General features: G+C 60.1%; 13 protein-coding genes. 8 read left to right on the plus strand and 5 right to left on the minus strand.

The genetic code is table 11. The annotated features are described in order from the left end of the window. Positions 1-702: 702 nt before the first annotated feature. Together ACOYW0_RS17610 and ACOYW0_RS17615 are read left to right on the plus strand one after the other, a co-directional pair. Positions 703-1305 carry a TetR/AcrR family transcriptional regulator gene (locus ACOYW0_RS17610; protein ID WP_482415116.1) on the plus strand — a complete coding sequence of 201 codons (603 nt, stop codon included), beginning with the start codon at positions 703-705 and terminating at the stop codon, positions 1303-1305. Between the two features lie 393 nt (positions 1306-1698). Next, a complete protein-coding gene (locus ACOYW0_RS17615) occupies positions 1699-2823 on the plus strand; it encodes an NADH:flavin oxidoreductase (protein ID WP_482415117.1) in 1125 nt (374 codons plus the stop codon). Between the two features lie 74 nt (positions 2824-2897). Here the strand turns inward: ACOYW0_RS17615 and ACOYW0_RS17620 are convergent, their stop codons facing one another. Then, a complete protein-coding gene (locus ACOYW0_RS17620; protein ID WP_482415118.1) occupies positions 2898-4970 on the minus strand; it encodes a methyl-accepting chemotaxis protein in 2073 nt (690 codons plus the stop codon). 441 nt (positions 4971-5411) lie between these two features. On the opposite strand from ACOYW0_RS17620, the gene ACOYW0_RS17625 reads away from it, so the two are divergent. From ACOYW0_RS17625 to ACOYW0_RS17650, 6 genes are all read left to right on the plus strand, one after another. Next, complete coding sequence (locus tag ACOYW0_RS17625; protein WP_482415119.1) at positions 5412-7241, plus strand: peptidase U32 family protein; 1830 nt, start codon at positions 5412-5414, stop codon at positions 7239-7241. 213 nt (positions 7242-7454) lie between these two features. After that, positions 7455-9041: a sigma 54-interacting transcriptional regulator gene (locus tag ACOYW0_RS17630; RefSeq protein WP_482415120.1), complete on the plus strand. Its 1587-nt coding sequence runs from the start codon at positions 7455-7457 to the stop codon at positions 9039-9041. A 199-nt stretch (positions 9042-9240) separates the two neighbouring features. Further along, the gene (locus ACOYW0_RS17635; protein ID WP_482415121.1) at positions 9241-10434 is read left to right on the plus strand and encodes an OmpP1/FadL family transporter; all 1194 of its coding nucleotides are present in this window, start codon (positions 9241-9243) and stop codon (positions 10432-10434) included. 622 nt (positions 10435-11056) lie between these two features. Further along, a complete protein-coding gene (locus ACOYW0_RS17640) occupies positions 11057-13294 on the plus strand; it encodes a molybdopterin-containing oxidoreductase family protein (RefSeq protein ID WP_482415122.1) in 2238 nt (745 codons plus the stop codon). Between the two features lie 134 nt (positions 13295-13428). Continuing rightward, positions 13429-13875, plus strand: coding sequence for a hotdog fold domain-containing protein (locus tag ACOYW0_RS17645; protein ID WP_482415123.1), 447 nt, complete (start codon positions 13429-13431; stop codon positions 13873-13875). A 129-nt stretch (positions 13876-14004) separates the two neighbouring features. After that, entirely contained in the window at positions 14005-14889 is an 885-nt protein-coding gene (locus tag ACOYW0_RS17650) for an alpha/beta fold hydrolase (RefSeq protein WP_482415124.1), read from the plus strand. Here ACOYW0_RS17650 and ACOYW0_RS17655 read toward each other — a convergent pair. The 4 genes from ACOYW0_RS17655 to ACOYW0_RS17670 form a co-directional block, all read right to left on the minus strand. After that, the gene (locus ACOYW0_RS17655) at positions 14870-15859 is read right to left on the minus strand and encodes a GlxA family transcriptional regulator (RefSeq protein WP_482415125.1); all 990 of its coding nucleotides are present in this window, start codon (positions 15857-15859) and stop codon (positions 14870-14872) included. The genes ACOYW0_RS17650 and ACOYW0_RS17655 overlap by 20 nt on opposite strands. Before the next feature lie 107 nt (positions 15860-15966). Then, a complete protein-coding gene (locus ACOYW0_RS17660; RefSeq protein ID WP_482415126.1) occupies positions 15967-17052 on the minus strand; it encodes a 4Fe-4S binding protein in 1086 nt (361 codons plus the stop codon). A 172-nt stretch (positions 17053-17224) separates the two neighbouring features. Further along, on the minus strand, positions 17225-18244 hold the full coding sequence (locus tag ACOYW0_RS17665; protein ID WP_482415127.1) for a DUF3187 family protein: 1020 nt from the start codon (positions 18242-18244) through the stop codon (positions 17225-17227). A gap of 404 nt (positions 18245-18648) precedes the next feature. Then, positions 18649-19185 (minus strand): outer membrane beta-barrel protein, encoded by a 537-nt coding sequence (locus tag ACOYW0_RS17670; RefSeq protein WP_482415128.1) that lies wholly within the window; start codon positions 19183-19185, stop codon positions 18649-18651. Positions 19186-19826 lie beyond the last annotated feature (641 nt).

A 19826-nucleotide genomic window follows, 5' to 3' on the forward strand; every position in this document is an offset into this window, starting at 1 on the left:
GGGAACCTTCAGTCAGGACCGGGGGAATGGCCCCATCTGATGTGCTCAACCTTATAGGGGGATGTGTCTGGGGTCAAGAAAAAAATATCATATACATGAAAAAAGTTCGGTAAGCCTAAAAAAGAAGCCGCCACCATGGTTCAGGGGCACTCGACCCGTGATGTAGCCGGCGCAGCGGAGCGGCCACACCAAGGCATTGTGGCTGCTACCGTCTCGGGCTTCCGGTCCATCCTCCCTGCCACGACCACCGCCTTTCCGGGCCTGCTTTTTTACGGTGCGTATTTTGATTTTTGTGCGGCGATGCAGGTTCGGTTATACGGCGTGAAGATGAAGACTCAAGGGAAACCGGCTGGAATAAAAAAGGCCCGCCGGGGTGGCGGGCCTTTTTTATTTGGGTGAGAGAAAGGAAGCATTTGCCAAGCAATGGCTATAATCAATCGAAGGATAGGGAGCCTTCGAGATTACCATGTGGACGGCATCCCCGTTTGTTTTTGATGGTACGAAAAAGCCGGGGAGGCCTGAAGATGAAACCGGGGGAGTGGCTCATCTTTTGAGGTATATCATATAGAGATGGGGTTGTGCGGTCAAGGGAAAAGGTGTGGTTGGCGTGAAAAAAGTTAGGTAGGCCTAAGGCGAATGAAGGCTGATAGGCGGGGTCGGAAAAAACTTGCATTCGTAGACGATCGGTCATAATAAGGAGATATGGCACGACCACGAAAAAGCGAACATACCAGAGAGGCCTTGCTGGAGCTTGGCATGGCAATGATAGCGGAGCACGGGTACCATGGGACAGGCCTCAAGGGAATCCTGGATACCGCCTGTGTGCCCAAAGGGTCTTTTTATAATTATTTCAAAAGCAAAGAAGAATTCGTGGCGGAGGTCGTCGTCCGATACTGCCTGGGGATGAAGGCGTCGGTGGACGCCTGCCTGGAGGCTGCCGGTGACGACCCCGTGGAAGGGCTCCGCCGTGTGTATGAGCTCTCTTTGAGGGCCTCGGAAACCCATGGCTTCAGGGGATGCCTTGTGGGAAACCTCGCCGCCGAGATTGGCGATGCGGACGGCCCCTGCCGGGATGCCATGCAGCGCGGGACCGGGATGTTCCGGGAGCAGGTGGTGGCCTTGATCGAGGAGGCCCAGCAACGGCACCTGTTCCGGGAGGACCTGAGCGCCCGGGCCCTTGCGGATATTTTCTGGAGCACCTGGCAGGGGGCTCTCCTCGGGATGAAGATTGGCGGAGACCCAGAGCATCTCCCCCGGGTCATGGATGCCCTGTTGGACCGGCTGTTTCGGCCCGCCAAGGCATAAGGCACCTCACAGGAATGAAGCGCATAAAAGCGATGCCTTTCATGATGAAAGTGGGCAGGAAAAGCCTGCCTCCGGCGGCAAGGGGTGCCACCTTGAAAGCTGGTTGCGGATGCGTTTTGCCCCTCGCTTCTCGGGTCAAATCACATCCGCCTTTAAAACGACATTCATTCACACGCTATCGTATGAGCTGTTTGTCAAATCTGTGCCTTGTAAATATACAGGATTGCCTGTGGCAGAGCGGTTAAATCCATAATGGACACGTAGCGGCAAGGTATCCTGTTGCGTCGAAGCGTGTGAGCCAGCCCGCATAGAAGGCAGGCGTAGGCTTTTTATGTTTAATTAATATACGACCGGTCTAATGTTAAGGCCGAAAACACAAAGGAGACGATAAGCATGAAGGTATTTCAACAAGGAACGATAGGCGGTATCGAGGTGAAAAACAGGGTGTTCAGGTCGGCCACCTATGAGTCCATGGCCGATGACGGGGGCAGGGTCAGCCCGGCCATGACCGAGATGTACACCGGCCTGGCCAAAGGGGAGGTGGGGCTGATCATCACGGGCTATGTCTGTTTTGCCTCTACGGACAACCCCTCTGCCCGGACGGTGTACATGGGCCCGGACGCGGATCTTTCTGCGCTAAGGGCCCTGACCGATGCCGTCCATGGGCACGGCGGTCGCGTGGTGGCGCAACTGGCCCATGTGGGATCACAGCTGCATCACGCCCCTTCCGGAGAGGTGTTTGCCCCGTCGGCCGTTGTGGACCCTGTCAGCGGGATCCTGCCCACACCTTTTTCCGCAGGGCAGATCGAGACCCTGGTGGCGGAGTTCGGAGAGGCCGCTTTGAGGGCAAAGAGTGCAGGGTTTGACGGGGTCCAGCTCCACGCTGCCCACGGGTACCTGTTGAGCCGCTTTTTGAGCCCTGTGTACAACCGGCGGACAGACGCCTACGGAGGAAGCCCCGAGAAAAACGCCCGCATCCTTTCGGATATCCTGCGGGAGATCAAGCGGGTCTGCGGCTCAACCTACCCGGTCTGGGCCAAGCTCAACTGCGATGATTTCGAGACAAAGGGGGAAGGGTTGACCTTTGGGGGAATGCTCGTGGCGGCAAGGGAACTGGACGCCGGGGGCATCGATGCCATTGAACTGAGCGGGGGAACCTTTGCAGGGGCCTGGACCCCCTGCAGGCCCATGAAGCATGAATCCTATCACCTGGAAGCGGGGAAGGCGCTGGCGGCCGAAGTGTCGGCGCCGGTGATCAGTGTGGGGGGCTTTCGTCGCATTGAGGCCATTGAGGCTGCCTTGGCAGGGGAGGGCGTTGAGGCCGTTTCCCTGTGTCGGCCCCTGATTCGGGAGCCTGGCCTTGTGAAGCGCTGGCGGCTGGGGGACCGGTCCAAGGCCGCCTGCGTGGCCTGCAACGGTTGCTTCAATCCCAAGGGTGTGCGTTGTTTTTTTGATCTGAAAGGGGAGGAGAGGGAGGCTCAGAAACAGGTGATGGCGGCCATGAAGGGCAAGGCGTGAAACAAGGCGGGGAGGCGGCGTAAACCGCAGCCTCCCCGTCATGCTTGGGTGCCTCCGTGGACATCGGCTTTTTTTTAGGACACCTTGAAGCGCCCCACCAGGCTGCCGAGTTGATCGGCCATGGCCCGCATGTCCCCGGCGCTGGCCTGCAGGGATTCCCCGATGTGGGTCACCCCTTCGGCCCCCTTGTTGACATCCACAACGGCTGTGCCGATGTCGCCAGCCATGGCGCTGATTCCGGCGGCGTTTTCATTGACCTCGGCAATACCCTGTGAGGCCTGGCTGACGTTCTCCGCAATTTCGCTTGTGGCGGCGGATTGCTCTTCCACGGCTCCTGCGATGGTTGAGACGATGTCGTTGACTTCGCCGATGACCGTGGTGATCTCCTGCATACCGGTGGTGGAGGTTGTGGCCGTGGACTGGACGCTTTCCACAATGGATTTTATCCCCAGGGTGGCCTCGGCGGTCTGGGACGCCAGCTCTTTGATCTCATGGGCCACCACGGCAAACCCTTTGCCTGCTTCCCCGGCCCGTGCCGCCTCAATGGTGGCGTTTAAGGCCAGCAGGTTGGTCTGCTCGGAGATATCGGTGATGGTCTCTGTCACCTTGCCGATCTCTTCGGCGGCGCTTTGGAGGGCTTCCATCTCCTGGGAGGTGCCGTGGGTGCGTTCAAGGGCCGTGGCGGAGATGCCCCGGGCTGTTTCCGTGTTTTTGGCGATTTCGCCGATGGTGGCGGACATCTCCTCCGTGGCCGTGGCCACCATGGCGATGTTGGCGGAGGCCTGTTCGATGGCGGCAGCCACACCCGCCATCCGGTCGGTCATGTCCTGGGTGGCCCGGTCCACCTGGGTGGTGCGTGAAGAGGTGGTCCCCGCGCTCTGGGCCAGCTCTTCGGACATGGACAAAAGGCCCGTGGAGGCATCGCTCACCGAGGCGACCCCTGCGGCCACATCCCGGATGAGGACCTGGAGTTTTTCCATGAAGCGGTTGAAGCCCGAGGAGAGTTCCCCGATTTCGTCTGTGGACCGCACCTGGAGGAGTTTGGTCAGGTCCCCTTCGCCTTCGGCGATGTCGTTCATCATCAGGGCGTTTTCCTTGATGCGTGCCACAATGGAGTTGGCGATGGCCCAGGCCACGGCGGCGAAAATAAGAAAGGAGACGAGCCCGATGGTGATGTTGGTCAAAAGGATGCTTCGGGCGTTTGCCATCACCTTGTCCATGGGCAGGGTGACGAGGAACGACCAGGGGCTGCCCGTGGTCCCGACCTCAATGGGGACGAGGATCTGCCGGGTGTCCGTGTCCAGGGCCTCGGAGTGGTCGGTGAAGGTGTAGGGCCTGCCGGCCTTCACCGCTTCCATGGCGCTGCGCCACTGGCCCCCTTCCCCCATGGCCTTGCCGATGCGCTCTTTGTCCGGGTGGGCGGCAAAGGTGCCGTTGTTGGCCACGATGGCGGCGCTTCCCGTGCCGTAGGGCGTGATGGCGGAGACCAGGTCCGAGAGAGCCTTGAGCTCAATGTCCAGGCCCACGACCCCGATGGTTTGTCCGCCGTGCCTGATGGGGGTCACCATGCTGGTGAGTACCACGTCCATGCCCGTCTCTCCAATGTGGTAGACCGTGGGCGGGGTGACGTATGGTTTGCCGGTGCGCTGGGGAATGACGTAGTAGTTGTTGGTCTCCGGGATCATGTAGTCCCGGAGTTGATCCACGGTGAGGGCTCCGCCGGTGCGGAAGATGTAGGGGATGTACCGGCCGGTGTCGTCATGGTGGGCGGAGCCCGCATACTCGGCATCCCGACCGTCCAGGGCATCGGGTTCAAAGCAGGCCCAGAGGCTTTCCAGATTGGCGTCGTTTTCCACCAGCCCCTTGAGCAGGTTGGTCAGAACCTCCCTGTCCGGGATGTTTCCCGCTTTTTTCATACCCATGAAGGCGTAGGCCAGGGCCTTGGACCCTTCCATGGGCTCTTCCAGGATGACTTTTACCTCATTGGCGTAGCGGTAGGCCATCTCGGTGCCCTTGGCTTGGGCGTCCTCCTTTGCCATGCGGTGTGTTTTTGTCGTCATGACGGCAATGGACACACTGAAGGTGATAAAGGCTGTGAGAGAGATAAGAAAGACGATTTTTCCTCTTAACTTCATTCGTTTCAACATCGATGGCGTTTCTCCGGAATGGTCATGGTCAAAAAAGATACTATTTATATCGACCTGATTTCGCGTGTTTTGAGAGAAAAAATTGACTTGTTTTGGGGCGTCGGTATGGAGTTATGAAATAACGGCGTGTTAGGGGCAGAGATTTTTTTAGGGCTGTATTCGACGTGAAACCTTGTCCTTAGGGGAATGTTAGGGGGGCGCTAAGATGAGTGCGTGGCTGTGTTTGTCATGTCGACTTTTTTTAATGTGTAGTTATTTGGTAAGAAATATGTGGGTAGTCATAAATGGGCTGCGAACACAGAGGCGAAGATATCAGGGAACGGCTCGGCGGGCAGTGCCCATAAAAAGTGACAGGTCACCGCGGCATCTGGTATACAGATAAGATTAAGGTCGAAGCTCTGGGCTTCGGCCTTTTATGGTCTGACCCTTTCAGGATGTATCATGGATAAAACACGAATCGAACTATTGAGCCCGGCCCGTGATCTGGCCTGCGGCAAAGAAGCCATCAATCACGGCGCGGATGCGGTCTATATCGGGGCCCCGAAATTCGGTGCCCGGGCCGCCGCCGGAAACACCCTGGCCGACATTGAGGCGCTGTGCGCCCACGCCCGCCTCTACGGGGCTTCCGTGCATGCCACCATGAACACCCTGCTCTTTGACGGGGAGCTGGAGGCGGCCCGGGAGCAGGCCGTGGCCCTCTGGAACGCCGGGGTGGACGCCCTCATCATTCAGGACATGGCCTTTCTGGAGATGGACCTGCCGCCCATTGCCCTGCACGCCTCCACCCAGACCGACAACCGGACCCCGGAGCGGGCGAAGTTTCTGGAGGAATCCGGGTTCCAACGGGTGATCCTCGCCCGGGAGCTCTCCCTGGCCGAGATCCGGGCCATTGCCGATGCCACCACGGTTGCCCTGGAAGCCTTTGTGCACGGTGCCCTCTGCGTGAGCTTCAGCGGTCAGTGCTGGATGAGCGCCGCCCTGGGCGGGCGAAGCGCCAACCGCGGAACCTGCGGCCAGCCCTGCCGCCTTGCCTGGGACCTGAAAGAGGCGTCCGGCAAGGTGCTCAGCACAGGCCGTCATCTTCTCTCCTTAAAGGACATGGACCGTTCCGCTCACATCGGGCACATGCTGGATGCGGGCATCTCCTCCTTTAAAATCGAAGGGCGGCTCAAATCCGCGGACTATGTGAAAAATGTCACCGCCTATTACCGACAGGCCCTGGACCGGGAGCTTGAGCGTCGTGCCGGGGCAACCCGGGCCTCCTTCGGCAAGGTGACCCACCATTTTACCCCCAACCCGGAGAAGAGTTTTTTCCGCGGAGGGACCGACTATTATCTCTCCGGCAAACGGGGAAAGGTGGCCTCCCCGGACACGCCCAAGGCCATGGGGGAACGCATGGGAACCGTGGTGCACGTGGCAAAGGATCATGTGACCCTGAAAACGGACAAAGGGCGGACTCCCGTGGTGAACGGCGACGGCCTCTGCTTTCTGGATCAATCGGGAAACCTCAAGGGCATCAAGGCCAACCGTGTGGACGGAGGGCTTATCCGGCCCAGCCAGCCCGTGGCCAAGACCGGCCTGTTCAAGGGCGCGGTGCTCTACCGCAACTATGACCATGCGTTTTTGAAACTCCTGGAAAAAGAGAGCGCCGAACGGCGCCTTGCCCTGGACCTGTCCATCAAGGAGGTCAAAGACGGCCTCTGGATTGCCGCAGGCGATGAAACCGGCCGCAACGTTACCCACTGGTTCGGTGTGGAGCAGGTCCCGGCCCGGGACAAAGAGAAGGCCCGCAAGACCCTGGAGACCCAGCTTGCCAAGCTGGGGGGAACCCCCTTTTACCTTCGTGGGCTCACCCTTAACCTTCCCCCGTTGTTCATCCCGGTTTCCGAGATCAACCGCCTGCGCCGCGAGGTGGTGGCCCTTCTCCTGAACGAGGCCAATACCCTTCCGGTGCGGGACTCGGAGCCCGTGGAGCGGCCCGTGGTGCCCTTTCCTGAGACCTGTCTCACCTACAAGGCAAACGTGGTCAATGCCCTGGCCCGTAGCTTTTACACCCGACGGGGGGTAACCTCCGTGGAGCCCGCCTTTGAAGCCGTGGAGCCGGACGGTGCGGTCACCGTCATGGAGACCCGCCACTGCATCCGGGAAACCCTGGGCCTCTGCAATGGCAGGGGGAACCAGGCAGAGCCCCTGGTCCTTGAAAACGAAAAGGGGCGCTTTACCGTCCATTTTCTCTGCGGCACCTGCGGGATGCGGATCGAAAGGCGTTGAAACCCAGCACCTGAAACGCGCTCCCATATATGGTGGCTCTCCCATATTTGTCATGTGAAACTGAGATATATGGGAGTGGCCTTAAAACCGGGAGTCGTGGCGGTGCAGGCGCGCGGGCGGGAACTGGCACGGGTTTTGTACGGTAAAGACCGATGATCCGTGGGTCCCACGGGTGTGGGTGGAACAATTCGTGTGAGGAGGTGTGTTTTAACGGTGGACGAGAATCAGTTTTTTCGCGAGGCGACACTGCGCATCTGCGGCAGCCTGGATATCCAGGAGGCCCTGGACGCTTTCCTTGAGTACGCAAGGGCCCATATCCGTTTTGACCACGTTTCGGTCTCCTATTTTAAGGAGGACGAAGGGCGGGGCGTGGTGGTGGCATCCTCCCACCGGGAGGGCGAGCCCTTTATCCCCTTTTTGAACGAGGCCGCTTACTCCAAAACCGAGCGGGACGGCCTCTTTGAGATCATGGAAACCGGCCCGCCGGTCCTGGTCATTGAAGACCTCTCCACGGCAGAGCCCATTGTCCAGACCCTTTGCCGTCGCCATTTCGGGTTTATTCCCGACTTGTCCTGCCTTTTGATGACCCTTACCGTGGGGGATGAGCTGCTGGGGCTCCTGATCCTGACCTCCACGGCGCCGGTCACCTTCTCCGACCGGGAGATTGAACTCCTCACGCTTCTCCAGCCCCCCTTTTCCGTTTCCATGGCCAATTGGCGAAAGCACCTCGTGCTTTTAGAGCATCAGGAGACCTTGCGGGATGACTGCCGGTTTTTCCAATGCGAGCTTCGGGACGATGCAGACGGCAAGGTGGTCGGTGCCACGGGTGGGCTGAAGCAGGCCATGGGTATGGCGGCCCGCGTGGCCCGGACCGACAGCCCCGTGCTGATCCTCGGGGAGACCGGGGTCGGCAAGGAGGTCGTGGCAAACGCCATCCACAACGCGTCGGATCGACGCGACGGCCCTTTTATCAAGGTAAACTGCGGGGCCATCCATGACAGCCTCTTGGACTCGGAGCTGTTCGGACACGAGAAAGGGGCCTTTACCGGGGCCACCAAGGACCACAAGGGGCGTTTTGAGCGGGCCAGCGGGGGCACGATTTTCCTTGATGAGGTGGGCGAGCTTCCCCATGCGGCCCAGGTTCGTCTTCTCCGGGTGCTCCAGAACCAGGAGATCGAACGGGTGGGAGGGGTGCGTCCGGTAAAGGTCGATGTGCGCGTGATCTCGGCCACCCACCGGAATCTGGAGGCCATGGTGGCACAGGGATCGTTTCGAAAGGATCTCTGGTTTCGCCTCAATGTCTTTCCGGTTACGGTCCCCCCTCTGCGGCAGCGAAAAGGGGACATCCCGGCCCTGGTCCGCCACTTTGTGGGCGTCAAGCAGCAGGAGCTGAAGCTCTCGGCGGCCGCCGCCGTGGACGATATCGCCTTGGGGCGGCTTGTGGCCTATGACTGGCCCGGCAATGTGCGGGAGCTTCAAAATGTGGTAGAGCGGGAGATGATCCTTCGCCCCGGGGGGCGCCTCCTGTTTGACGGGCTGGTTCCCGTGGCCGATACAGGTGAGGTTGTGGCCGCGGAAAAGCCCCGCGTGGAACCCCTGGATGTGGTGACAAGGCGTGCCATGGAAAGGGCCCTGAAAGCAGCGGGCGGAAGGGTCCAGGGACGGGGTGGCGCCGCCGAGCTCCTCCAGGTCAAGCCCAATACCCTGAGGGCCCGCATGAAAAAGCTCGGTGTGGATTTCGGGATTCGCTGGCGTGAAGAGACGAAGGGAACCTTCACTCCGGATGCGACAGTGCCCTGAACAAGCCCCATCATGTTGGATATCCACCATATTTGGGATGAAAGGGTTGCCATATTTGGCAGGGCCTGAGAACCAGTCTTTCCAATGCATCATGTTTTCAGTGTGTTCAATGCTGGCATCGTTCTTGAAATAGGTTGGCGCGAGTAAACAGTGATTCTGTGTGGCGCGTTAACCCATCTATTTCAAGGAGCGTGAAGGTATGAAGGATTTTGTTTTGCGTGTTGGAAGCGGTGTGCTGGCGGTTCTTTTCATGACGACCTCTGCCGTGGCAAGCATGGTGGACAATCAGTCGAGCCTCACGGCCGACTTTACCCGGATGCCGGCCCGTACGGCCAGTTTTGACTCCTCGGACACCGCCATTTACAACCCGGCCGGCACGGCCTGGCTGCAGGATGGCTTTCATGTGGGGCTTTCCGTGAAAGCCTGTTTAAAAGAGTGGCAGCATACCTACGACGGTACCACCTACGAGACCACCACCCCCTCCTTTCTTGCCCTTCCCAACGCAGTCTACCGCAAAGGCCGCCTCGGCATGTACCTGGGAACGGCCGTCTTCGGCGGCCTCGGCATCGTGGACTATGGCGACGGCTTTGTCCTCATCCCCGGTCACCCACTGGACGCGATCCTGAAAAAGGAGACGGAGTTTACCTACCTGGTGCCGGGGCTCACAACCGGTGTCTCCTGGCAGCTTTCCGACAGCCTGGCTGTTTCGGGCGGGGTGCGCGTGCTTTACGGAATTCAGGAGGTTGAGGTTGACGGGGGGGAGGTGCTGGACCTCTCCCAGGACGCCACGGGGGCGGCCCCGGTGTTCGGTCTTTCCTGGAAGGCCACGGATCGACTGGCCCTTTCCCTGCGGCACGAGATGCGGACCAAGATGGAGTATGAGATCGACACCTTTGAAGGCAATCCCATGCTCCTGGGGGCCCTGAACATGCTTAACGGGGCCTCTGAGGGCTCTAAGATGCGCCTTGATTTTCCCGCACAGACCGCCGTGGGGGTCATGTATCGCCTTACCCCGAGGTGGCGAGTGGCGGCCGACGGTGTGGTGGCCTGGCAAAAGGACGCCGACCGGAGCGGCGCCGAGGAGAACATGGGCAACGGTTACTATGTGGCCGCAGGGGTGGAGTACGACGCCACCCCGAAGTGGACCCTGAGCCTGGGGTACATCACATGCGACCCCAAAGACGACCTGGAGCGAACCGGCTACTACTACGTCAACCCCAAGCTTGAGTACCAGACCGTGGCCGCAGGCGTGAAGTACCGCCACAGCGACACCCTCTCCTTCAGCCTTTCGGCGGCCCCCTATTTTTACGACAGCTACACCACGGAAAAAGGCGTTAAAATGGAGAAAGAGACCCTGGACATCTCCTTCGGCGTGGAGTGGCTGATCATCTGATCCCCCTTTGGCCGGGCATGTCTCACCAACATGGCCGGTCATGACAGGGAGCGCGCCCTTGCACCGCGCTCCCGGCAGCGACCGGGGCAGCATCGGGACATCACAACAGTTTACGGCAGGATTCCACCTTCATACCTCCCGAACTGGTCCCGGGCTGCCCCGATTTCCGTATGGCCCTGTCCTGCCGGGCCCAAACGTTTGACACACGGGTTTTGTTTTTTGAGGATGCCTCCCTGCAAGGCATAGCTCCTCTTCTTTTTTTATTACCGATTACCGGAAAATTTTTGCGGAGCTTTTTTCAAAAAGCGACCCGCCGGAGGCAACTGAATGTTTACATGCGTTGACCCTGGGGAGGATGACCTTCTTGTCTGATATGGCCTGCTATTTGTCGTATCTGCCTCTTTTCGACGGCGTGCACCGGGGGTACATTTGGGGTGCCCTTTTTTCCAAGAAAGACCGGGGAAAAGGGGCAAGAGCCCGATTCTTTGCGAAACGCATGTGAAGGGGCACCTCCCCAACGCATGACCTATTCGTTTTCGCGACTTGTATTCCGTTGCATGGCACCCCCTCGCCGGAGGGACAACAGCGATTCAGACTAAGCAGACAATCAAGGAGGCCGATCATGGGGACGTGGCACAAGACAGGGTGCGTGCTTTGCGCGCAGAACTGCGGGCTGGAGGTGTTGGTTGAGGGCAACCGCATGGTGAAGGTGAGGCCGGACAAGGACAACCCGCGCAGCCAGGGGTATGCCTGCCGCAAGGGCATGAATGTCTTGTATCACCAGTACCCGGCGGATCGGCTGACCCAGCCCTTGAAAAAGGTGGGGGGCGAGTTTGTTCCCGTCTCCTGGGACCAGGCCTTGACCGAAATTGCGGAGAAGCTCACGGCCACGGTGGATGCCCACGGGCCGAGGTCCTTTGCCTACATGGGGGCCAGCGCCCAGGGAGGACACATGGAGGCGGGCTTTGGGGTGAGTCTGATGAAATGCCTGGGCTCCCAGAATCTCTACACCTCGGCGGGCCAGGAGTTCAGCGGCACCTGGTGGGTTCAGGGGCGGATGTTCGGCAAGCAGTACATCCTCACCGGCCCGGATGACCATGAAACCGAAATGCTGGTGGCCTGGGGCTGGAACGGCATGGAGAGCCATCAAATGCCCCGGGCGCCCCTGGTTCTTAAAGGGATCAGCAAAGACCCGGATCGCCTGCTGGTCTCGGTTGACCCCCGAAAATCCGAAACCGCCCGCATCGCTGATATCCACCTGGCCCTGAGGCCGGGCACCGACGCCCTGCTGGTGAAGGCCATGATCGCCATCATTGTGGAACAGGGGTGGGAAAACGAGGCCTACCTTTCGGCCCATACCGACGGGTGGGATGCCGTCAAACCCTGGTTCCAGGCCTTTGACGCCCGGGCCGCCCTGGCCGTCTGCGAGCTCTCCTACGATACCGTCTTTGACCTTTGCCACCTCATGACCACCAGACGCTGGGCCTTTCACCCGGACCTGGGGATTTTCATGGGACGGCACAGCACCCTCAACTCCTACCTTCTCAACATCCTGGGCTGCGTCTGCGGGATCTTCGGCCAGAGGGGCGGCAACATCATCCCCGGCATGGTGATGCCCCTGGGCTACCACGCGGACGAGCGAAACCCCAAGGTGTGGAAGACCGCTGTCTCCGGGCTGCCCCCTGCGGCCGCGGGCTCGTTTCCCGCCTGCGCCCTGCCCGAAGAGATCCTCACCGACCACCCGGACCGGATCCGCGCCGCCATCGTGAGCGTCTGCAACCCCTTGCGTTCCTGGCCGGATACAAAGGCCCTGGAGACGGCCTTCGAGAATCTGGATCTCCTCGTGGTCCACGACATGGTCATGAGCGAGACCGCCCGAAAAGCCCACTACGTGCTCCCTTGCCGGAGTTTTTACGAAGCGTACGACGGCACCTTTTTCCCCTGGAGCTTTCCCAACGTCTACTTTCAGATGCGCCGCCCCGTGGTCAAGCCCGAGGGGGATCAGCTGGAGTCCTCCCAGATCTTCACCCGCCTGGCCGACAAGATGGGCCTCATCCCCGAGATCCCGGAAGAGGTTATGACGGCGGCCCACAAGGACCGCATGACCTTTGGGGCTGCCCTCATGGCGTGGGTGGGGACCCATCCCGAGTATTTTCCCAAGATGCTCTTCATTCTGGGCAAGACCCTGGGGGAAGCATGGGACAGTTCGGCCCTTGCCGGTTTCTGGGGCATGATGATGACGGCCCCCAAGGCATTTCGCAAAAACGCCGCGCGCCTGGGATTTGAAACCGGCATGGACATGGGGGACCGGATCTTTCAAACGATCCTCGACACCCCCCAAGGGCTCTGGGTGGGGACCATGGATGCAGAGAGCAACCTGGCCGAGGTCAAGACCCCTTCAGGCAAGATCGAGCTGGTGATCCCCGAGCTGGAAGCCGAGGCCATGGCCCTTGACGCCGACACCGAAGCCCGGGACCTTGCCCTTACCGACGCCTTTCCCCTGGTCCTCAACGCGGGCCGCCACCGCATGACCACCATGAACACCCAGCTTCGCAACCCCGAATGGCTCAAGGGAAAACGTGGGTGCACCATTGCCGTAAGCCCTGCACTGGCGGAGACGCTTGGCCTTATCGACGGTGATTCCGTGCGGGTCACCACCGAGGCGGGATCTGCCGTGGGCGAGCTGGAGGTCAAAGACGACGTGCGGGAGGGCATGGTGCTTATTCCCCACGGGTTCGGCCTGAACTACAACGGCCAGATCACGGGGTTCAACGTCAACGACCTGACAAAAAGCACCCACCGTGATCCCATCGGCACCCCGCTTCACCGCTTTGTGCCCTGCCGGCTCGAGGCGTGTTGATGTGAGACAAACATAAGGAGCCCCATGGCAGGCTTCTTCTCTTTGGTTGACTTTTATTTTACATGTAAAGTAAATAGTACACATGTGAAATAAATGGTGGGCAGTTTTTGCCACAGACAACGAGAGAGGAGGTTATGATGAGTGGAACATTGACGATGTACAATCAGATGGGAAATGAAGCCTTCACCGACGGGGTGGTGCAGTTTGCCCCCTACTTCGGGAGCATCGACCCCATGTTCGTGGACTTGAGGCCGGGGTACGCCGAGGTGTCCGTGAAAAAGCAGGCCAAGGTGCAAAACCACCTGGGGTCGGTTCACGCCATTGCCATGTGCAACGCCGCGGAACTGGTGGCGGGCACCATGACCGATGTCTCCATTCCGGAGACCCATCGATGGATTCCGGTGGGGATGTCCGTCCGCTACCTCAAAAAGGCCAAGACAGACCTGCGAGCCGTGGCAGACGGCTCCGGTCTTGACTGGAGCGGGGAAAGCGACATCACGGTGCCTGTTTCCATCGTGGATACAGAAGGCATCGAGGTATTCACCGCCGAAATAACCATGAATATCAGCCCCAAGGCGTGACATATCCGGGCTAAGCCCCTTTGGAACGTTCTCTCCTGACAGCCCCGGCGGAGGCAGGAATGCAGTGCCCTTTCCGGTTTTCGGCGGGGCTTTGGGGGAGGGGCAGAAACGCAAACAATGGAGACCCGCATGACATTGCCTTCCAACGCAACCTGGACCCACCACGGGGGCAACGGCCCCACGGCCCACTTTTACGGGGCCAACGGTTTTCCCACGGGGGTCTACTCCCCGTTGCTGGCTCGTTTGACCGGCCATGTGAACCTGCATACCCTGGACCTGCGGCCGACCTGGCCCAAGGTCGGGCCGCCCCCGGTCCGGCGGGACTGGCAGATGTACGCAGACGATCTTATCTCCTTTCTGGAACAGACGGCGGATGCCCCGGTGATCGGCATGGGGCACTCCATGGGTGCCACCTGCACGATCCTGGCGGCGGCCAGGCGACCCGACCTGTTCAAGGGGCTGGTTCTCATTGAGCCTGCCATGCTCTCCAGAACCTTGGCTTTCCTTGCCAGCATCCTGCCCAAGGCCGCCATGAACCTTACCCAGCCAGCCAAAGGGACCTTGAAAAAGACCGACACCTGGAAAAGCCGGGACGCCTACCTGGCCCACTGCCGGGGAAAGCGGATGTACAGTGGCCTGGGGGATGAGGCCTTTGCGGCCATGGCCACCCATGGTGTCATGGAAACCGCAGACGGTCTCTGGTCCCTGGCCTTTCCAAAGGTGTGGGAGGCCCACAACTACACCCAGCCCCCCAATGTCATGGGAGAGCTCGCCGGAATCAACCTGCCGTGCGTTGCCCTGCGGGCCAGGCCTTCGGTTTTTTTTACCGAGGCGCTCTGGGCTCAGTGGCAGCGCATCAGCCCGGGGAGCGTCTTTCTGGAAGACCTGTCGGCAGGTCACCTGCTGCCCCTTGAAGACCCCGAAGGGTGCTGTGGGCTGATTGCCTCGGGCATGGCCGAAGCCGGGATGACCGGGGAGAAGGAGACCCCGGCTGTCAGTTCCGGAGCCTCGTGAATCGGTCCCTGTACTCTTTGGGGGAGAGCCCCGTGTTTTTCTTGAAGAGCTTGCGAAAGGAGTTGGTGTCTTCGTAGCCCACCTGCCGCGTGATGACGTCGATGGGCTCGGAGGTGGTCTCAAGGGTCTGCTTGGCCGCTTCGATGCGGATCCGCTGAAGGTAGGCCAGGGGCGTCTCCCCTGTGGCGGTTTTGAACCGTCGGACAAAGTGGCGCGGGCTGATGGCCAGCTCCGAGGCAAGGGCTTCCATGGAGAGGGGATGGGGGTAGTGGGTTTCCATGAGGGCCTGGGCCTTGAGCACCGTGGGGTCTGAATGGGCCTTGTGGAAGTCAAAGATGAAAAAAGGGGACTGACTCGACCGGTTCGGGTCCAGGAGCAGCCCCTTGGCACAGGTGGCGGCAAGCTCTTCGGATCCGAATGTCTTGATCAGGTACATGCAAAGGTCCATGTAGGCGGAGGTGGCCCCGGTGCAGATCAGGCGGTCGTCTTTGGTGAAAAGGCGCTCCGGCAGGAGCCTGACGTTGGGGTAGCGTTTTTTGAAGTACCGCGCAAAGACCCAGTTGGTGGTGGCCTCCTTTCCGTCAAGGAGGCCGGTTTCCGCCAGGAGAAACGAGCCCGTGCAGGTGGCGGCGATGGTGGCGCCCCGTGTATGCCAGTCCCGGATCCAGGTGATCAGTTCGGCAGGCGGCTTGTGGGTCACATGGGCGGGGGCAATGAACCCGGGAATGAGGATGAGATCGGTTGCCGTCACATCGTCCATGGCCCGGTGCGGCTCAATGCGGACCCTGTTTTCTCCCTGCACGGTAAGCCCGTCCCTGGAGACGATGTCCCAGTGGAAAAGCGGCTGCCCGTGGGAGCCGTTTTCTCCGGCGAGGGCCTGCCACCGGTTGGCGATGGACAGGGCGTCAATGACGCCGGTGATGCAGGAGGTCGCACAGCCTGTGGCGGCAAGCAGGGTGATGTGTGCCATGGGAGTCCTTTGGGTGAAGGGGACATATTTTGTCTGATCGATACCACTCTGGTCACTTTGGGGGCGGGCCGTTGCAAACACTGTCCCCCGTGTCCGGGTGTTTTCGATCAGGTATTCATCTCGATAAACGCCTCAAGGCGACCTTTTTCCATGAGGACCTGGCTTCCCAGCTGTGAGCCGGTCTCGGGCAGCGGCGGGGCCGTGGCCCGTTTTTCCATGGCAATTGCCTCTGCGGGACAGGAGGAGACGCACAGGCCGCAACCGATGCATTTTTCCTCGTCGATGGATGCGGTATCCCCGGAGGTGTCGATGGCATCCAGCATGCACCTCTCATCGGCACAGATTCCGCAGCCCGTGCACTCGGTTTCGTCCACCCGGGCAAACCATTGTGAGGTGGAGAAGGGGTGGGGGGCGTCGAGCTTGGTCCGGCAGGTGAGAATGGTGCAGCAGCATCCACAGCAGTTGCAGATGAGGTTCAGGCGGTCCTGGCTGTTGTTGGTGGTGTGAACAAGGCCGGCCTCTTCTGCCCGGAGCAGGGTGGCATGGGCCTCTTCCCGCGTGATCTCCCGGGCGTGCTTCCGGTCGATGAGAAAGCGGGCCATGCCGTCAAAGAGCAGGCAGACATCGGTGGGTTTGTCGCAGGCCTCCTCGCCTCTGGAGACCCGGCAGGCGCATTCGGCCAGGGCAAAGGTGTGGTTCTTCTCCATCATGCGGGTAATGACCTCATAGGGCAGGACCTCGTCGTTGCCGGTGACCGACTCTTCCACGGGCAGGACACGCATCAGGGGCGTCGGGCTTGAGGCAAACTCCATGCCCTGGCTTTCCATGTGGTAGGTCTCCCACAGGGTCCCAAGACGCTCATGCATGGGGGTGCCCCCGCCGCCCATGAAGGGGAACTCAAACAGGCCGGGAATTGCAGGGAGAAGGCAATAGCCCATGTCTCCTTTTTTTTCGCGGCTGAAAATCACTCCCTTGTCTGCCATGGTTTCACAGGTATCCCGAACCGTTTCCATTGAGAGGCCTGTTTTATCGGCAATCCGGTCCACGGGCTGGGGGAGGAAGGTGAGCGACAGGGCCAGTGTTGCCTCATCGGGGGTGAACAAAATGCGCAGGATCTCATCAAACGCCTCTGAAGGCGGTGCACCCACAGGGTTTGTGGCCAGTCGTTGCCGAAGTTGTTCGTAGATGTCCATGGTGTCTCCTTTGACATGTCTTGCCCTGGTGTGTGTTACCACTGGGGTGGCAAATGCTTACGACTCCATTCCAGAATGAATGATATGCAAAGGCACCATGCTTGCGGAAGGGGCAGAATTGACAAAAAAGAGGCCAAATCAGACTTTTTTGCCCCTGTCACTGCCCCGGGGATCACAGCCGCATGAACCAGCCCACATGAAGCCCGAAATCCGGGCTGTTGTCCATGGTGATGATGTTTTCGATGAGGGAAACATTCAGGCCGGTGCGGGGGGATACCTTGTACTTGAGCCCTAAGTGGACCTCGTGGGACGATTCTTTCAACCCGCCGATTTTCTCCACCACCGAGGAAGAGTAGAGGTACTGGCCCACGGCGCTGAGCCTGGGGGTGGCCTGCCAGGCAAGGGCAAACAGGCCGGTGACCTGGTAGCTCTTCAGGTCGATGATCTCTTTTTCCGACGCCTCCTGGCTGCCGTAGAGGGTGTACCCGAGGATGCCGTAAGCGTGGATCCCGGAGAACACCTGCTTGGCGAAACCAAGCCCTGCTCCTGTGTCCACCTCGTCTCCGTGTGAGATGACATCTGCTGTTTCAAAGGCGTACCGTGCCACCCCGTAGATGTTGACGTCCGGCAGCAAGGGGTGGCTGTGGAGCATGGTGTAGTTGAGTAAAAGGCTGACCCCTGTGTTGTTCAAGTCCCCCGGGGACCTCTCTTCCGCCACGTTTCCGGTGGCAGGGTCGAAGATGGTGATGGCGGAACGGCCCTTGCTGTAATTGTCCCTGCCGTTCTGTCCGATCCCCGCCAAATCGTGAAATCCCTGGATGAACCCGTCCATCTCCCCACCGAAGTAGCGCCTGTTGTCCATGACCACCGAGACCCCGAAGCGGTCGCTGATGCCGTAGCTGACGCCGAGGGTGGTGTCCAGCATTTCGTAGTCCAGGAGGTAGGTTGGGTCTTCAGCCCACACATTGGTCCAGGTGGCCTGGGAGAAGACCTGCCAGCCGCGGGGGATGTCACCGGGCACCAGCAGGGGCAGGGTCAGGCGGAAGCTCTGGGCGATGGACTGGGAGCGTATGTTGAGGATCCCCGGGCCGAAGTCGGGGGAGGCGCTGCCTTCGTCTGCTGAGGCGAATTGAGCGGTGAACAGAAAAAGGACGAGAAGCAGGGTCGAGAGGCAGGAGGCAAAACGGGTCATGTGTCGGGCCTTTTCAGTGAACGTATGTCAGTGCGCTTGTCGCTCTGGGTTCGTGTCGATAGGGAAGCCCGAACAGTGAGCGGGCATCACCGGTATTCCGCGGATCGATTCGCTGGGCTCGTCACAGGCTGCGTCACCGAAGACGGTTCAGGCCTGTCTGTGGTCCCCCTGGGCGTGCACCGGGTTGTGCGACAGGGCGCACGAACGAGGGGCTGGCTCGGGGGATGTATAGGAAAAGAAGTATGTTTAGCATATGAACTATTTAGGCGCAAGGGTGCCCTGGCAGCGCTCCCGCATTTGATAGCGAGGGCAGAAAGGTGTATCAGGCCCGGCCGTGGGGGGACACGGTCGGGCCTTCCTGGGTCAGAGGGTGTTCATGTCGAGGGCGTCAGCCGGCCGGTGGCTTAAAACGCGCAGAAAACAGAAAAGGTCAGGTCGTAGAGAACCACCTCGTCCGTATCCCCGAAGCCCCGGTTGAACCCGGCGCCGAAGGTGACCCCCAGATTGGGGATGAAGGCGTGGTCGATGCCGACCCCGAACCGCCCGATTCCGCCGCTTTGGGTGTCGTCCTCCCCGGAGGGCGCGTCCTCGGCTTCAATTTCCATGACCCCGGCCCCAAAGGCGATAAAGCCCCTGGTTTTTCCGCTGAAGGAGGAGAGGTAGCGCCCGCCCAGGGTCACCAGGGAAATAGAGGCATCTCCCCTTGTCAGGTTGTTTTCCATCTCAAAGTGGTCGCTGGTTGCGCCGTAGAGCTCAATTTCCCAGGCAGATGCCACCTGGTACCCCAGGGTCACGTGGCCGCCTAAGCCCGCCTCCTGGGTTGATGGGTCAAAGAGCATGGTGGGGCCTGCGGATATCCTCAATGAAGGCCCGCTCTCTGCCAGGGCCGTGGACCCCAGCATCACCAGAATGGCTGCGGATAAAAGGGTAATTCGTCTCATGAGCCGTATCCTTTGGATAGGGTTTGACGGGGGCCCGTTGCACAGGGCCGTTGCGCAAGATGTACCGGTCCCGGTCGTGCCTGCGGTATCGCAGGGGCGAGAAAAGTCGGGGCAAGGACCTGCGGGCAGCGGGGGCAGGAGAGGGAGGCGTCAAAGGGACGAGGCCAGCATGAAAAGCAGGAGCGCAGGGGAAAGCGGAGTCCCGGAAAGGAGAGTGTCCGGCATGGGCTGCATGGCAGCGACATGGACGGGACGTGTTACCTTGAATCAATGATCCATGATACTACGCCGTTGCATCGGCTCGCAACAGCAAACCCCGGTTTATGGAAAACGCATGGCAGGAAAAAGGCGGGCTTTAAAGCCGCTGGGGCGCCTCGGCATTCGTCCGTTGGCGAGGGCGACACAGCGACGGGAGGAGAGGCCGGTTTTTGACTTACGGGGCGTTGCTCTCCCGGCAAAGGAACGTGTGCAGGCCGTGTTTCCTAACAGGGATCGGGGCGCGTGTACAATGTCCTGTACGCTGTTCTTTGTAGCAGTACAGCGTATTGTTATTGCAGTCGATTGTGACGTGTTGTATGACTGCACCGCTTGATTTTCCGGAGTTCATTGTTAGCTTGAATGCAGTTGACAAATTGCCTTTT

Source organism: Desulfoluna sp. HI9BLuna, assembly GCF_056829775.1.

Excerpts from the sequence above, each read along its gene's own strand:
- ACOYW0_RS17610 (WP_482415116.1), top strand. The coding sequence starts at position 703 with ATGGCACGACCACGAAAAAGCGAACATACCAGAGAGGCCTTGCTGGAG.
- ACOYW0_RS17615 (WP_482415117.1), top strand. The coding sequence starts at position 1,699 with ATGAAGGTATTTCAACAAGGAACGATAGGCGGTATCGAGGTGAAAAAC.
- ACOYW0_RS17620 (WP_482415118.1), bottom strand. The coding sequence starts at position 4,970 with ATGTTGAAACGAATGAAGTTAAGAGGAAAAATCGTCTTTCTTATCTCT.
- ACOYW0_RS17625 (WP_482415119.1), top strand. The coding sequence starts at position 5,412 with ATGGATAAAACACGAATCGAACTATTGAGCCCGGCCCGTGATCTGGCC.
- ACOYW0_RS17635 (WP_482415121.1), top strand. The coding sequence starts at position 9,241 with ATGAAGGATTTTGTTTTGCGTGTTGGAAGCGGTGTGCTGGCGGTTCTT.
- ACOYW0_RS17640 (WP_482415122.1), top strand. The coding sequence starts at position 11,057 with ATGGGGACGTGGCACAAGACAGGGTGCGTGCTTTGCGCGCAGAACTGC.
- ACOYW0_RS17645 (WP_482415123.1), top strand. The coding sequence starts at position 13,429 with ATGATGAGTGGAACATTGACGATGTACAATCAGATGGGAAATGAAGCC.
- ACOYW0_RS17650 (WP_482415124.1), top strand. The coding sequence starts at position 14,005 with ATGACATTGCCTTCCAACGCAACCTGGACCCACCACGGGGGCAACGGC.
- ACOYW0_RS17655 (WP_482415125.1), bottom strand. The coding sequence starts at position 15,859 with ATGGCACACATCACCCTGCTTGCCGCCACAGGCTGTGCGACCTCCTGC.
- ACOYW0_RS17660 (WP_482415126.1), bottom strand. The coding sequence starts at position 17,052 with ATGGACATCTACGAACAACTTCGGCAACGACTGGCCACAAACCCTGTG.
- ACOYW0_RS17665 (WP_482415127.1), bottom strand. The coding sequence starts at position 18,244 with ATGACCCGTTTTGCCTCCTGCCTCTCGACCCTGCTTCTCGTCCTTTTT.
- ACOYW0_RS17670 (WP_482415128.1), bottom strand. The coding sequence starts at position 19,185 with ATGAGACGAATTACCCTTTTATCCGCAGCCATTCTGGTGATGCTGGGG.